This window comes from Sulfurivermis fontis (assembly GCF_004001245.1).
Classification (GTDB): domain Bacteria; phylum Pseudomonadota; class Gammaproteobacteria; order Thiohalomonadales; family Thiohalomonadaceae; genus Sulfurivermis; species Sulfurivermis fontis.
In genome coordinates, this window is record NZ_AP018724.1 from 2,238,352 (window position 1) to 2,252,623 (window position 14,272).

Consider the following 14,272-nt stretch of genomic DNA (forward strand, 5'->3'; position numbering starts at 1 on the left):
AAGGAGAACACCATGCAACTCAACCTCACCGGCCACCACGTCGAAATCACCCCCGCCCTGCGTGACTATGTCAGCAGCAAGCTGGAGCGCCTGGAGCGCCACTTCGACCACGTCACCAACGTGCATGTGGTACTGAGCGTGGAAAAACTGCGCCACAAGGCCGAGGCCACCTTCTCCATCACCGGCAACAACCTGTTCGCCAACGCCGAGGAAGAGGATATGTACGCCGCCATCGACGCCCTGGCCGACAAGCTGGATCGCCAGATCAAGAAGCACAAGGAAAAGCTCACCGATCACCACCGCACGGAAGGCGCCACGCTGAAGAACACCACCGCCGGCGAATAAGGTCCGGTCGGCCGCGCCCCCATCATGCATATCGCAGACCTGCTAACGGCCGGACGCGTCGCCTGCGGCGACCCGGCGGCCAGCAAGAAACGGGTGCTGGAACAGCTGAGCGCACTCATCGCCGGCGACCAGCAGGCATTGAACCCGACCGACGTGTTCGACAGCCTGATCGCCCGCGAGCGTCTCGGCAGCACCGGACTGGGGCATGGCGTGGCCATTCCCCACGGCCGCGTCAAGAACGGCACGGTGACGGTCGGCGCCTTCATCAAGCTGCAGCAGCCCATCGACTTCGACGCCGTCGACGGCGAGCCGGTGGACCTGCTGTTCGGCCTGCTGGTGCCGGAACAGTCCACCCAGGAACATCTGCAGTTGCTGGCCCAGCTGGCGGAGATGTTCAGCGACACCGCCTTCGTCGCCCGCCTGCGCGCCGCCGCCTCCGCCGCCGAGCTGCATACTCTGCTCAGCCAGTGGAAGCCGGCCGCCTGATCCAGTGCTCGCCCCGCCATGCCCGTCGCGCCCCTCAGCGTCCGTGTCCTGTTCGAGACCTACCAGAAACGGCTGGCGCTGCACTGGCTGGCAGGACATGCCGGTGCCGAGCGCACCATCGGCCGCGACCCCGCTGATGCCACCGATGCCGCCCTGGTCGGCTATCTCAACCTGATCCATCCCTCGCGCCTGCAGATCCTCGGCGCGGCGGAACTGGACTACCTGCTCGGCCTGGACGAAAAGACCTACACCGAGGCGCTGGACCACCTGTTCACCGAGCCCACCCTGGCCGTTCTCATCGCCGGCGGCCTGCCAGCGCCGCCGGCCCTGCGCCGCGCCGCCGAACAGCACGGCACCCCGCTGCTCGGCTCGGCCCTGGCCAGTGACAAGCTGCTCAATCACCTCGACTACTACCTCTCCGATCTGCTGGCCGACAAACAGGTGGTGCATGGCGTGTTCATGGATGTCATGGGCATCGGCGTGCTGCTCACCGGGGAAAGTTCGGTGGGCAAGAGCGAGCTGGCGCTGGAGCTCATCACCCGCGGCCACATCCTCATCGCCGACGATGCCCCGGAGTTCCGCCGCGTCGGCCCGGACACCCTGCGCGGCAGCTGCCCCGAGCTGCTGCAAGACTTCCTCGAGGTGCGCGGCCTCGGCCTGCTCAACATCCGCGCCATGTTCGGCGACAGCGCGGTGAAACGGCACAAGAACCTGCGCCTGATCGTCAATCTGGTGCCGGTCGCCAAGAGCGACATCCACAACATCGATCGCCTGCAGGGCAGCTTCAGCCACCGCACCCTGTTCGAGGTGGAGGTGCCGGAGATCCAGCTGCCGGTGGCGCCCGGCCGCAACCTCGCCGTGCTGGTGGAGGCGGCGGCGCGCAACCACATCCTGCGCGAGAACGGCTACGACGCCACCGCCCACTTCATCGAGCGCCAGCGCCACCTCATCGCGCGGGAAGAACAGGAATGAAGCTGTACATCGTCAGCGGCACCTCCGGCTCCGGCAAGTCCATCGCCCTGCACGCGCTGGAAGACCTCGGCTACTACTGCATCGACAACCTGCCGGTGGGCCTGCTGCCCGCCTTCGTGCAGGAACTGCAGGCCGCCGAGCGCCAGGGCTACAGCAACGCCGCCGTCGGCGTCGACGCGCGCAACCTGGTCAACGACTTCAGCGCCCTGCCCGACGCGCTCAAGCACATCCGCGAGAGCGGCATCCCCTACCAGATCCTGTTCATGGATGCCGACGACGACACCCTGCTCAAGCGCTTCTCGGAGACACGCCGACCGCATCCGCTCACCCGCGGCGACACCCCGCTGGCGGACGCCATCCGCCGCGAACGCGAACTGCTGGAGCCCATCGCCTCGCGTGCCGATTTGCGCCTCGACACCAGCCACACCAACGTGCACCAGCTGCGCGACCTGGTGCAGGCCCACGTCGGGGCCTCGTCGGCCGGCAAGCTGTCGCTGCTGTTCGAATCCTTCGGCTACAAGCACGGCATCCCGGTGGACGCCGATTTCGTGTTCGACATCCGCTGTCTGCCCAATCCGCACTGGAAGCCCAGCCTGCGCGCCCTCACCGGCCGCGACGCCGACGTGATCACCTTTCTGGAGCAACAGCCCGAAGTGGAAAAGATGTTCCAGTCCATCAGCGGTTTCATCAGCACCTGGCTGCCGCACTTCGAAAACGACAACCGCAGCTACCTCACCGTCGCCATCGGCTGTACCGGCGGCCAGCACCGTTCGGTGTATTTCGCCGAGCGCCTGGCGCGTCACTTCGCCAGCGATCGTGCCAAGGTCAGCGTGCGTCACCGCGAACTCTCCTGATGAACGGCACAGCGAAAATCGGCGTCCTGCTGATCACCCACGATCCGCTCGGCCATGTGCTGCGCAGCACCGCCGACGCCATCCTCGGCCACTGTCCGCTGCCGCTGGAAGTGCTCACCGTGCCGCTGGACGCCGACCCGGACCAGACCGCCGCCGAGGCGCGCCGTCTTGCCACCGCGCTGGACAAGGGTGCCGGCGTGCTGGTGCTCACCGATCTGTACGGCTCCACCCCGGGCAACATCGCCTGCCGCCTGCTGGAGTGGCCGCAGGTGCGCGTGGTCTCCGGCATCAACCTGCCGATGCTGCTCAAGGTGTGCAACTACCACAGCCTCGCCCTGGATGAACTGGCGGAGAAGGCCGCCACGGGCGGCCGCGACGGCATCATGCTGTGTGGAGAAAGAGAACGATAACGAAAGGGACACAGCCCCGGAAAACAGAGGCACGAGGGACGAGATGCAAGGTACGAGGAAGGAACTCGCTGCGCTCGTGTTATATGTAAAACACCGTGCGCCCAGCGCACGCCTTCCTCGTACCTCGTACCCTTCAACTCGTACCTGGATTTGGACATGCTCAGCAAGGAACTCACCATCGTCAACCGTCTCGGCCTGCACGCCCGCGCCGCGGCCAAGTTCGTCAACGTCGCCTCGTCCTGCGCCAGCAACGTGCAGATCGCGCGCAACGGCCGCAGCGTCAACGGCAAGAGCATCATGGGGGTGATGATGCTGGCCGCCGCCTGCGGCAGCACCGTCCAGCTCACCATCGACGGGCCGGACGAGCAGGAGGCGCTGGCCAAGCTGGAACAACTCATCGCCGATCGCTTCGGCGAGGACGAATAGGGACCGGCGATGCCCGTCGCGCTGCACGGCACCGGCGTCTCCCCCGGCATCGCCCTCGGCCCGGCGCGGCTGTTGCAGCGCGGCAGACTCGATATTCCCCATTATGTCCTGCCGCCCCACCTCGTCGACGAGGAGGTGGAGCGTTTCATCACTGCGCTGGAGGCGGCGCGCGCCCAGCTGCGCGCGGTACGCAACCAGATCCCCGGCGGCACGGCCGCCGACATCACCGCCTTCATCGACACCCACCTGCTGATGCTGGAGGACGCCACCCTCGCCACGGTGCCCATCGAGCTGATCCTGCGCGAGGGCTGCAACGCCGAATGGGCCCTGCACCTCCAGCAGGAGGCGCTCACCAAGGTATTCGACCAGATGGACGATGCCTATCTGCGCACCCGCCGCGACGATGTCGAACACGCCATCCTGCGCGTACAACAGATCCTGCTCAACCAGGACCAGCGCGAGGCCGCCATCGCCGCCGAGGCGCAGGGCGGCCGCATCATCGTCACCGACGACCTGTCGCCGGACGAACTGATGCTGCTGCATCAGCACGACGTCGCCGCCATCGTCACCGAACACGGCGGCCCCATGTCCCATGTGGCGATCCTGGCGCGCAGCCTGGGCATACCCGCCGTGGTCGGCGCGCACAACGCCTGGCAATACATCCGCGAAGGCGAGCCGGTGGTGGTGGACGGCCGCCAGGGCGTGCTGCTGGCCGGTCTCGATGCCGCCGGCACCACCTTTTATCGCGCCCGCCAGCAGCAGGAACGGCGCGCGCGCAGCGAATTGCGCCGCCTCAAGGACACGCCGGCCATCACCCGCGACGGTGTGCCGATCACCCTGTTCGCCAACATCGAGCTGCCGGAGGACATCCAGGCGGCACGGCGCGTCGGCGCCGCCGGCATCGGCCTGTACCGCACCGAGTTTCTCTACATGAACCGCAGCGCACCGCCGGACGAGGAGGAGCAATACCGCGCCTACAGCAAGGTGGTGAAGGCGATGAAGGGCATGCCGGTCACCATCCGCACCCTCGATCTCGGCGCCGACAAGACCGCCGACGGCGTCGGTAGCGAGCGTAGCGCCGCCAATCCGGCCCTCGGCCTGCGCGCGGTGCGCCTGTGCCTGCGCGAGCCCGAGCTGTTCCGTCCACAACTGCGCGCCATCCTGCGCGCCTCGCAGCATGGACCGGTACGGCTGCTGATCCCGATGCTGAGCACGGTGCAGGAGATCCGCCAGGTGCGGGAATTGATCGACGAAACCAGGGAAGACTTGCGCCGCTGCCGCCAGCCCTACGCCGGGGACATCGCTGTCGGCGGCATGATCGAGGTGCCTGCCGCCGCGGTGTGCGCCGAGGATTTCGCGCGCCGCCTCGATTTCCTTTCCATCGGCACCAACGACCTGATCCAGTACACCCTGGCGGCCGATCGTCTCGACGAGGCCCTGGGCCATCTGTATCAACCGCTGCACCCGGCCGTGCTGCGCCTGATCCACACCACCCTGCGCGCCGGCCAGGACGCCGGTATCCCGGTCACCATGTGCGGCGAAATGGCCGGCGATCCCCAGCTCACCCGCCTGTTGCTCGGCCTGGGCCTGACCGAATTCAGCGTGCCGCCGCCGGCCCTGCTGGAGGTCAAGCGCATCATCACCGGCAGCGAGCTGGAACCGCTGCGCCGCGCGGCGCGCAAGATTCTGCGCCAGGACGATATGGAGCAGTCCATGCGCCTGCTGGCCGAACTGAACGCCGCCGACTGAGGCGGCCCCACACACGGCGCAATCCATAGCGCATCACAACGCTTTCATCGTTTCTTTTTTCCCTTTGCCGGCCCCGCTTGGTACACTTTGCGCGCCGATTCCCGTTCTTTTTTCCCGAACAATGACCGACGCCCTCGAACAGGACAAGGAGACCGACCGCCTGCAAGCGCTGCGTGACGCGCTGGCGGAGGACGACCTGCAGCTGGCGCAACGGCTGCTCGACGACTTGCATCCGTCGGAGATCGCCCTGCTGCTGGAGTCGCTGCCGGGGCCCGAGCGCATCACCGCCTGGGAGCTGGTCAGCCCGGAGCTGGACGGTGAGGTACTCACCTACGTCAACGATGAAGTGCGTGCCACCCTGATCCGGGAAATGGATGCCCAGGAACTGGTGGCCGCCATCGAGGAACTGGACACCGACGATCTGGCCGACATCCTGCCGGAGATGCCGGAGGACGTGATTCAGCAGATTCTCGGCAGCATGGACGCCCAACACCGTGCGCGCCTGGAAAAGGTTCTGTCCTACCCGGAAGACAGTGCCGGCGGCCTGATGAACGTCGACACCATCACGGTGCGCGAGGACATCACCCTGGACGTGGTGCTGCGCTACCTGCGCTGGCACGGCGAGATCCCGGAGACCACCGACAGCCTGATGGTGGTGGACCGCGAGGGCAAATACCTCGGCCTGCTGTCCCTCACCGATCTGCTGACGCGCAATCCCGACCTGTCCGTCGCCGAGGTGATGATCCGCGACGTGGAAGGCATCAACGCCAATACGCCGGCCAGCGACGTGGCACAGCTGTTCGAACTGCACGACCTGATTTCCGCGCCGGTGGTCGACGACGACGGCAAACTGCTTGGCCGCATCACCATCGACGACGTAGTGGACGTCATCCGCGAGGAAGCCGATCAGTCCATGTTGTCCATGGCCGGTCTGCGCCGCGAGGAAGGGCTGTTCACCGACATCCGCGGCAGCCTGCGCAACCGCTGGGCCTGGATCGCCGTGAACCTGGTCACGGCCCTCATCGCATCGCGCGTCATCGGCCTGTTCGAGGGCTCCATCGAGAAAATCGTCGCCCTCGCCGCCCTGATGCCCATCGTTGCCGGCATCGGCGGCAATTCCGGCAACCAGACCATCACCATGATCGTCCGCGGACTGGCCCTCGGCCACGTCCACCGCGGCAACACGCGACTGCTGTTCTTCAAGGAACTGGGCATTGCCATGATCAACGGCCTGATCTGGGGCAGCATCCTCGGCATCATCACTTACCTGTTGTATGGCAGCGTTTCGCTCGGCCTGGTGATGACCGGTGCCATGACCCTCAACCTGCTTCTGGCCGCCGTGATGGGCGTAACGATACCGCTGGTGCTGGAAAAGCTCGGCCGTGATCCGGCGGAAGGCTCCAGCGTGCTGATCACCGCCATCACCGATAGCGGTGGCTTCTTCATCTTCCTCGGCCTCGCCACTATTTTCCTGCTGTAATGACGCACGACGACTTCGACGACGCGGACCTCGGCCCCAGCAAGAGCCAGCTCAAGCGTGATGCCCACGAACTGCTCGACCTCGGCGCCGCCCTGGTGGAGCTGGCGCCGCAGCAACTGGCGCAGATTCCGCTGTCGGAAACCGTGCTTGCCGCGGTGAAGGAGACGCGCGGCATCACCGCCCACGGCGCGCGCAAGCGCCAGCTCAAGTACCTCGGTAAACTGCTGCGCCTGGAGGACGATGCGCCGATCCGCGAGGCGCTGGAACGCCTGCAGAGCCGCCACGCCCTCACCGTCGCCCATCATCACCAGTGCGAGCGCTGGCGTGACCGCCTCATCGCCGAAGGCGACGCCGCGCTGACCGCACTGCTGGACGAATTTCCCCACGCCGATCGCCAGCAACTGCGCCAGCTGATGCGCGCCGCCCAGACCGAACAGGCGCAGGGCAAGCCGCCGAAGAGCGCACGTGAACTGTTCCGCGCCCTGCGCGCACTGATCGGCTGAGACAGACAGGCGACGCCATCGTGGCGTCATTGTACAGCCGTCAGCCGCCGTCAGCTCCGGGGACGAAGGGAGGTCGTTCATGCCATTGGTCAGTCGTGCCCTGCTGGTAGCACCGCCATCAGCCGAGGCGCAGGTCGCCCCCATCACCGCCTTCGCGGCAGCGCAGGGTATCACCCTACTGCGCGCCACGACTGAAGACTTCCTGCAGCGCCCGGCGGCAAGCCTGCATGGTTGCAGCCACGTAGTGGCCCTGGTGGATGACGCCACACTGGCGCCGCTGCTGCAACGGATCCGCGTTGAAAACGTTTCTCTCGGCTTTCTGCCGCTCGATCCGCGCAGCCGCCTGTATGACTGGTTCCGTGTGCCGCGTAGCGCCGACGAGGCCATTGCCCTCGCCTTCGACGACGGCGCCCAGGCCATCGACCTCCTGCGCTGCAACGACGAAATCGCCCTCGGTACGGTCCTGCTGGGCGAAACCCCCTTCCTCAGCACCGGCAGCCGCATCTATCGTGAACGCACCGGCTCCTGGCTGCGTGCCCTGCGCTACACCCTGACTCTGCTGCTGTACAGTTTCCGCAACCTGTTCGCCATCCACCCCTTTCCGGTGAAGGTCACCACTGGGAAGGACAAAACCTTTCCGACCGCCATCACCGGGCTGGTGGCCATCGAGAACGACGTCAGCAACGCCGCCGCACGCCTGCTCAACACCACCATCTCGGTGCAGGACGGCAAGGTATCCACCATCCTCATCGCGCCCAAATCGATCATGGAGTACCTCGCCTTCCTGTTCACCGCCCTGGTGTGGGGTGAACAGAAAGTAAACCGCCTGCCCACTGCCATCAGCTACATCAAGAGCAGTTATCTGCAGATCGAAAGTCCGCGCCCGCTGCGCTACTTCATCGACGGCCGGCGGCGTCTGGCGGAAAACATAGAGCTGGAGATTCTGCCGGCAGCGGTACGCCTCAACCTCAGTGCTGCCTACCACGCGCAGCATGAAATCCAGGCCGACGACAAGGACACGGTGAAGGTCGAGAACCTGCCCACCAACGAGGCACGCGTGGCGATGATCCAGCGCAGCCTGCCGCTGTTCACCCACGCCCTGGAAGAGGACTTCAAGGAATTGTTCCTGCAGCTGCGCGACAGCGCGCGCGCCCCGGCGCACTTCCTGCTGCTGATGGTGCTGAGCGCCATCGTCGCCACCCTGGGGCTTTTTCTCTCCAGCGCCGCGGTGATCATCGGCGCCATGGTACTGGCACCGCTGATGGCGCCGATCATTTCGCTCGCCATGGGCATTCTGCGCGGCGACCGCAGCCTGCTTGCCACCTCGCTCACCACCATCGGCATCGGCACACTGCTGGCCCTGGGCACCGCCGCCTTGATCGCCCTGATCATCCCCTTCGAGAAGATCACCCCGGAGATGGCCGGCCGCCTCAACCCCAATCTGCTCGATCTCGGCGTGGCCATCGCCGCCGGCATCGCCGGCGCCTATGCCCACGCCCGTGAAAGCGTGATGAAAAGCCTGCCCGGTGTCGCCATCGCCGTGGCGCTGGCGCCGCCGCTGTGCGTGGCCGGCATCGGTATCGGCTGGATGGACCTGCACATCATCAGCGGCGCCCTGCTGCTGTTCCTCACCAACCTGGTGGGCATCGCCCTCGCCGCCGCCGTCACCTTCCTGGTGCTCGGTTATGCGCCGATCCTCAAGGCCAAACGGGGGCTGGCCATTTCCCTCTTGCTGCTCGGCCTGATCAGCGTGCCGCTGTCGGTATCGTTCTACAACATCTACAGCTACTGGAGCATCGAACGCGATGCCGCCACCACCGTATTCCAGATCCACGGCAAGCAGCTGCACCTCAAACAATTGCAGGTGGCGATCCAGCGCGACAAGGTGCTGCTGCGCGCCGATGTCAGTGCGCGCCAGCCCGTCGACATCGACGACCTCAAGGCGTTGAAGCAACTATTGAGTGAACGGTGGGGGCGCGAGGTGGAGCTGGAAGTGACGCCACGGTTGCAACTCTGAACGACGACAAGAGAAAAGATGCAAGGGGATGCCGGCGCTACGCGCGGTTATCGGATTAATGAAACACCACGAGCGCCGCGCGTTCCCTGCCTTGCATCTTTCCCCTGTGCTCTTGTATCTGTTTTTCAGGGCAAGGTGCAAGGCAGGCGGCGATGATCCAGCGCGGGGAAATTGCGGCGGATCGCCTGCAGGCGGGAGCGTTCGATGTCGGCCATGACGAAGCCGGAGCCGCGCGGCAGGCGGTCCATCACCACGCCCCACGGGTCGACGATCATCGAATCACCATGGGTCTCGCGGCCGTTGGCATGATAGCCGCCCTGGGCCGAGGCGATGATGTAGCTCAGGTTCTCGATGGCGCGGGCGCGGATCAGCGGCTCCCAGTGCGCCTTGCCGGTGATGGCGGTGAAGGCGGACGGCAGGGCGATGATCTCGACGTTCTCCTGCACCATGCGGCGGAACAGTTCGGGGAAGCGCAGGTCGTAGCACACGGCGAGGCCGAGGCGACCGAAGGGGGTGTCCACCACCACCACGTTGTTGCCCGGTTCGATGGTGCGCGATTCGGCGTAGTCCTCGTTACTTTCTTCCAGGTGCACGTCGAACAGGTGCACCTTGTCGTAACGGGCGACACGCTTGCCCTTGTCATCGAACAGCAGGCAGGCGGCGCGCACCTTGTTGGCATCGTCGGCCACCAGCGGCACGGTGCCGCCCACCAGCCAGATGCCGTAGCGCGCGGCGGTGCGGGCGAGGAAGTCCTGGATCTGCCCCTTGCCGTCCGCCTCGCGCACCTTGACCTTGTCGAACTCGTGCATGCACATCAGGGCGAAGTTTTCCGGCAGCACCACCAGACGCGCGCCGGCGGCCGCGGCTTTGGCGATGAGGCGCTCGGCCTCGGCGAGGTTGGCGCTGATATTGGGGCCGGAGGCCATCTGGACGGCTGCCACGGAAGTCACGCTGCGTTCTCCTTGGTCGTTATACGAATTCTTCGTTATTGCGCCACACCGCTGACACGCAGCTCGATGGCGTCCTCGCGCGTGCTGCCGGGCAGCAGTTCGATACGCTGCGACGACAGCCCCAGGGCCACCAGCCAGGCCTGCAGCTCGCGCGCCCACAGGCTGCCCTCATCCCCGCCGGGATAGAGCAACTGCAAGGTCTGGCCATCGTGCAGTTCGGCCATCGCCTGCGCCAGGGCCGGGTGCTGCAACAGCGCCGTGCCGGTGCGCGGCTGCGCCCACTCGGCGGCGGTGACGAACAGCGGCTCGCCCGCCGTGACACCACCGGCCATCAGCAACCACACCGCTGTCCACAGCACGCGCTTCATGCGTTGCAGAATACCATTTTCCATCCGCTTACGATGCTCCCTCTACCGGCGCCGCAGGCGGCAGCTCCAGCTTTTCCACCAGTGGCTGATCCCATGAGCCGGTGATGCGGTACTCGGTGCGCGCCGCCTCGTCGACATTCTTGTGCAACAGGCGCTGGAACAGCAGCATCACCGCGCCCACCTGCGGCCCGAAGGCCAGCGTGCCGACCACCGGCGCGGTGCCGGACAGATTGGGCACTACCGTAATGCGCTGATCATAGTCGCGTGCCACCAGTCCGGTGCGTCCTTCGATGCGCACCACCGCGGCGGCGGAATCCATCACCATGTTCGAGGTGTGCGCATCGCCGGCATGGAGAGTGATATCGCCCTCGATGCTGTTGAACGCCAACCCCTTCTGGAACAGGTCGCGGAAGTCCAGGATCAGGCGGCGCGGCAGGGCCTGCAGGCTGAGCAGGCCCAGCAGGCGGCCGGCGCCGGGGCTGACCTCGTCCAGCTTGCCGTCCTCGATGCGTACATGCAGACGCCCGTCCAGGCGCGCCAGGTCCAGCTCGGTCAACCGGCCGGGCCAGTTGAGCTCGATGTCGACCTGCGCGGTGCCGCGGGTAATGACGCTGGCCACCTGCAGGTCCTGGAGCATCTGTCCCACATCCGGCGATGCCAGATGCAGCTTCACCTCGCTGTAGGAACGCGGCCGCAACTGCCAGCGCGCCTGTCCGCTCAGTTGCAGGGCCGGCCCCTGTACCGACAGGTCGTTCACCTGCACCGCCGCACGGCTGCTGCGCAGGGAAAAGCCGAGCTGGCCGAGCTGCAGGTCACCGTAGCCGAAGCGCTGGATCTGTACCTGCAACGGCGGCAGATCGCCGCCGGGTGCGGCCGGTATGTCCTCGCCGGAGGCCGGCAGCAGATGCAGCTCCTCCATCTCCAGTCGCAACGGCAAGGTGCCACCCATGCCGCCGCTGCCCAGCAACCGGCGCCAGCGGCCCAAGTCCAGCGCGCGCAGGCGGCCGCTGATATGCAACTCCTTCGCCGCCGGCAGTACCGCCTTGCCGGCACCGAAATGCAGCGCCCCGCGCTGCACGCGGCCCGCATCATCCAGTGCCAGCCGCGCCGTCAGCACCTCGCCGTAGCCCAGGCGCAACTGCCCGCGCCGCGGTCCGGAGAAATGGTGCACCAGCTCCAGTGCCGACCCGTCCTCCGCCGCCCTGGCCAGGGGAGGCGGCAGGGCCAGCTCCATGCCGTGCAAGTCGGAGTAGACACGCAACACGGCCCCCTCTTCACCGCCACCATGGGGAACGGTGAGGGTGGCCTGCCAGGGGGCGCTGCCGTGCACCTGATCGAGCAGCGGCGTATCCGCCAGGCGACGCAAGCCCGTCGCAGTCAGGGTGCCGCGACCGGCAAATACCGTGCGGGCGCTGTTACCCGCTCCCTCGCCGTAAATGGTGATACTGGCCGGCGCGTCCAGCAGGCGTGCCTGCAGGGCCTCCGCCTGCAGGCCGGTTTCGCTGAAGGCCAGCCGGCCGCTGATCGCCTCGATGGCAAAGCGCTCCTCGAGCCACAACCGGTTGTCCTGCAAAGTCACCGTCCCGTCGAGGCGGAACGGCTGACTGGCAGCCAGCGCCTTCTGCAGCGGCAGGTCGAAGGCCAGTTCCAGGGCACTCTGTCCCTCCAGGCGCAGGGCGGAGACGTACTCACCCACATGCTCACGCAGCGGCGTGTCACGCAGCAGGCGGAGGGCATCATCACCATTCAGCTGCGCCATCCCCCGCACGCTCAGCAGGGGCTGATGCAAATCGTCGATGGCCACCCGGGTCGGCCCGATGGCACTGTCGTACATACGGCCGCTGGCGACATCGATCACCATGCCACGGTTGAGGAAACGCACACGGGCATCGGTCTGGCGCAGGCTGGGCCAGTTGGGACGCAGGAACAACTCGGCACCTTCAACGCCGAAATCCACCTCGAAGCGACCTTCCTGACCATCGAAGGGAAAGGCATGCAGGGGGCCATGGAACAGCACGCTGCCCTGAGTGACGCGGCCGTCTTGGAACGCGGCATCCAGCCAGGCCAGCGCCTCGCTGCCCATGATCGCCGCCGGCAGGTAGCGCGGCGTGGCCACGGCACGGCCGTTCCAGAACACACCGCGCAGATCGAGATAAGGCGCATCATGGCGCGGCAGATTGATGACGGCGTCGACCGCCGCGTGGATGTCGGCATTGGCCACACGCATGCCATTGACGGCGACTCGCCAGCCGTCGCCATCCCGCGACAGGCCGATCTCGCCCTGCAGTTGCTGCAGGGACAGGGGCGCGCGGAACAGTCGCGGCAGCGTCAGCATGCCGTCGTGACTGTCGAGCAGCACACGGCCGTTACTGCCGTCCCATACCCATTCCGCCTGCAATCCGCTGACACCGGGCAGGCGCTGCCAGGGCGCCAGCACCCCCTGCTCCACTGCCCCCTGGACATGGGCCGGCCGGCCATCGCCCGCCAGCACAAGACGCAGCTCGCGCAGCCGCCCGCGCGGCTGCAGGGCATGCAGGGCCGCGCGCATCTCCTCATCCACTCCCGGCACCAGGGGGACGAGCGTCGCAATATCCTCCAACCGCAGAGCGGTAAGCTGCACGTCCCAGCCGCCATTGCGCCGCACACGCAACTGCGCCGGTTCGGTGCGTTCATCCTGCCGCTGCGTCAGGCGCAGATCGTGCAGCCGCAGCTCCCAACCCTCCGCATCACGTTGCCACTGTACCCCTCCCCCGACGGCGGCCAGTTCCACCCCACCCCCCGCCGCCGCCAGCCTCAGCTGCTGTGCACCGACCTCACCGTCGATGCGTACCAGGCGGCCGGCCTCCCACTCCCCCCACATCTGGAAATCGAACACCCCCTGGTGCAGGGAGATACCGGCCAGGGGCCCCCACTCTTCCAGCCAGGGGAGCGGACGCAGACCGCGCCCCTGGATGTGGCCACGCCCGGCCCAGGCGCCGGGCTGCAGGATATTCCCCTCCAGGTCGAGGTGGAGGCGCAGATCACGGCCGGCCCCCGGCGGCAAAGCGATATCGACGTTGAGCTGATGGCGCTCATCCCGGTTGTGGAGCGTGATCTCCACGCGTTCGAAATCGAGCCGGTGACCGCTCTTGCGGTCATCCCAGTGCAGGCGGCTTTCCTGCAACGCCAACCGCTCCTGCGCCAGCAGCCACCGGCCTATGCCGGAGGTGCCCGCCGCCGCCTCGCCCTGACCGACCACCCCTTGCACGGCGATACGCCCGTCGGCCTGGCGCACGACGGTCAGTTCGGCGCCGCTCACCGCAAGAGAGGCCATTACCGGCTGCATGCGCCGCAGGCTGGCCAGCACATCGATGCCGATGGCCACCTCGCCGAGACGTGCCACCGGCATCTGCGCGGCGGCATCGAGCAGTTCCACCCCTTCCAGCACCACCAGCGGACTCAGGCCATGCAGGCGCGAACTCAGGGTGGTGATGCGCACCGGTTGACCCAGGGCGGCACTGGCCAGCGCCTCCACCTGGCCGCGATAACCTTCCAGCCCCGGCAACAGCAAACGCGTCAGGGTCAACAGCACCGCCACCAGGATCACCCCCCCCGCCGTAGCAAACCACAGCGCACGGCGCAGGCGGCGAAACAGGCTGGGCTTTTCCATGCGATACGCTTCCCGGAGTGGGATCAAGGGTATTTCGATTGGAGCAAACTAACAGAAGATAAG

Annotated in this window: 13 protein-coding genes; 10 read left to right on the top strand and 3 right to left on the bottom strand. The window is 66.7% G+C overall.

Features of this window, described 5'->3' with window-relative positions:
* The first annotated feature begins 12 nt into the window (after positions 1-12).
* From hpf to EP379_RS11415, 10 genes are all read left to right on the top strand, one after another.
* Positions 13-345 (top strand): ribosome hibernation-promoting factor, HPF/YfiA family, encoded by a 333-nt coding sequence (gene hpf / locus EP379_RS11370; RefSeq protein ID WP_127477917.1) that lies wholly within the window; start codon positions 13-15, stop codon positions 343-345.
* Positions 346-369: 24 nt separating this feature from the next.
* Positions 370-831 carry a PTS IIA-like nitrogen regulatory protein PtsN gene (gene ptsN / locus EP379_RS11375; protein WP_127477918.1) on the top strand — a complete coding sequence of 154 codons (462 nt, stop codon included), beginning with the start codon at positions 370-372 and terminating at the stop codon, positions 829-831.
* 18 nt (positions 832-849) lie between these two features.
* Entirely contained in the window at positions 850-1,803 is a 954-nt protein-coding gene (gene hprK / locus EP379_RS11380; RefSeq protein WP_127477919.1) for an HPr(Ser) kinase/phosphatase, read from the top strand.
* Positions 1,800-2,657 (top strand): RNase adapter RapZ, encoded by an 858-nt coding sequence (gene rapZ, locus EP379_RS11385; RefSeq protein ID WP_127477920.1) that lies wholly within the window; start codon positions 1,800-1,802, stop codon positions 2,655-2,657. Before hprK ends, rapZ begins: the two co-directional genes overlap by 4 nt.
* Positions 2,657-3,067 carry a PTS sugar transporter subunit IIA gene (locus EP379_RS11390; protein ID WP_127477921.1) on the top strand — a complete coding sequence of 137 codons (411 nt, stop codon included), beginning with the start codon at positions 2,657-2,659 and terminating at the stop codon, positions 3,065-3,067. The genes rapZ and EP379_RS11390 overlap by 1 nt, the downstream gene beginning before the upstream one ends.
* A gap of 156 nt (positions 3,068-3,223) precedes the next feature.
* The gene (locus EP379_RS11395; protein WP_127477922.1) at positions 3,224-3,493 is read left to right on the top strand and encodes an HPr family phosphocarrier protein; all 270 of its coding nucleotides are present in this window, start codon (positions 3,224-3,226) and stop codon (positions 3,491-3,493) included.
* A 9-nt stretch (positions 3,494-3,502) separates the two neighbouring features.
* Positions 3,503-5,242 carry a phosphoenolpyruvate--protein phosphotransferase gene (gene ptsP, locus EP379_RS11400; protein WP_127477923.1) on the top strand — a complete coding sequence of 580 codons (1,740 nt, stop codon included), beginning with the start codon at positions 3,503-3,505 and terminating at the stop codon, positions 5,240-5,242.
* 121 nt (positions 5,243-5,363) lie between these two features.
* Entirely contained in the window at positions 5,364-6,722 is a 1,359-nt protein-coding gene (gene mgtE / locus EP379_RS11405) for a magnesium transporter (RefSeq protein ID WP_127477924.1), read from the top strand.
* A complete protein-coding gene (gene yjgA / locus EP379_RS11410; protein ID WP_127477925.1) occupies positions 6,722-7,225 on the top strand; it encodes a ribosome biogenesis factor YjgA in 504 nt (167 codons plus the stop codon). Before mgtE ends, yjgA begins: the two co-directional genes overlap by 1 nt.
* A gap of 79 nt (positions 7,226-7,304) precedes the next feature.
* Positions 7,305-9,242, top strand: coding sequence for a DUF389 domain-containing protein (locus EP379_RS11415; RefSeq protein ID WP_127477926.1), 1,938 nt, complete (start codon positions 7,305-7,307; stop codon positions 9,240-9,242).
* Between the two features lie 125 nt (positions 9,243-9,367).
* On the opposite strand, the gene EP379_RS11420 is transcribed toward EP379_RS11415, so the two are convergent.
* The 3 genes from EP379_RS11420 to EP379_RS11430 are packed head-to-tail and all read right to left on the bottom strand — an operon-like array spanning position 9,368 to position 14,209.
* Positions 9,368-10,192: a carbon-nitrogen hydrolase family protein gene (locus EP379_RS11420; RefSeq protein WP_127477927.1), complete on the bottom strand. Its 825-nt coding sequence runs from the start codon at positions 10,190-10,192 to the stop codon at positions 9,368-9,370.
* Between the two features lie 35 nt (positions 10,193-10,227).
* Positions 10,228-10,584, bottom strand: coding sequence for a hypothetical protein (locus tag EP379_RS11425; protein ID WP_127477928.1), 357 nt, complete (start codon positions 10,582-10,584; stop codon positions 10,228-10,230).
* A 4-nt stretch (positions 10,585-10,588) separates the two neighbouring features.
* Positions 10,589-14,209, bottom strand: coding sequence for a YhdP family protein (locus EP379_RS11430; protein ID WP_127477929.1), 3,621 nt, complete (start codon positions 14,207-14,209; stop codon positions 10,589-10,591).
* Positions 14,210-14,272 lie beyond the last annotated feature (63 nt).

Bases quoted from the DNA above. Each gene is read 5' to 3' on its own strand.
- hpf (WP_127477917.1), top strand. From the start codon at position 13: ATGCAACTCAACCTCACCGGCCACCACGTCGAAATCACCCCCGCCCTG.
- EP379_RS11430 (WP_127477929.1), bottom strand. From the start codon at position 14,209: ATGGAAAAGCCCAGCCTGTTTCGCCGCCTGCGCCGTGCGCTGTGGTTT.
- ptsN (WP_127477918.1), top strand. From the start codon at position 370: ATGCATATCGCAGACCTGCTAACGGCCGGACGCGTCGCCTGCGGCGAC.
- EP379_RS11390 (WP_127477921.1), top strand. From the start codon at position 2,657: ATGAACGGCACAGCGAAAATCGGCGTCCTGCTGATCACCCACGATCCG.
- EP379_RS11425 (WP_127477928.1), bottom strand. From the start codon at position 10,584: ATGGAAAATGGTATTCTGCAACGCATGAAGCGCGTGCTGTGGACAGCG.
- hprK (WP_127477919.1), top strand. From the start codon at position 850: ATGCCCGTCGCGCCCCTCAGCGTCCGTGTCCTGTTCGAGACCTACCAG.
- yjgA (WP_127477925.1), top strand. From the start codon at position 6,722: ATGACGCACGACGACTTCGACGACGCGGACCTCGGCCCCAGCAAGAGC.
- rapZ (WP_127477920.1), top strand. From the start codon at position 1,800: ATGAAGCTGTACATCGTCAGCGGCACCTCCGGCTCCGGCAAGTCCATC.
- EP379_RS11415 (WP_127477926.1), top strand. From the start codon at position 7,305: ATGCCATTGGTCAGTCGTGCCCTGCTGGTAGCACCGCCATCAGCCGAG.
- ptsP (WP_127477923.1), top strand. From the start codon at position 3,503: ATGCCCGTCGCGCTGCACGGCACCGGCGTCTCCCCCGGCATCGCCCTC.
- EP379_RS11395 (WP_127477922.1), top strand. From the start codon at position 3,224: ATGCTCAGCAAGGAACTCACCATCGTCAACCGTCTCGGCCTGCACGCC.
- mgtE (WP_127477924.1), top strand. From the start codon at position 5,364: ATGACCGACGCCCTCGAACAGGACAAGGAGACCGACCGCCTGCAAGCG.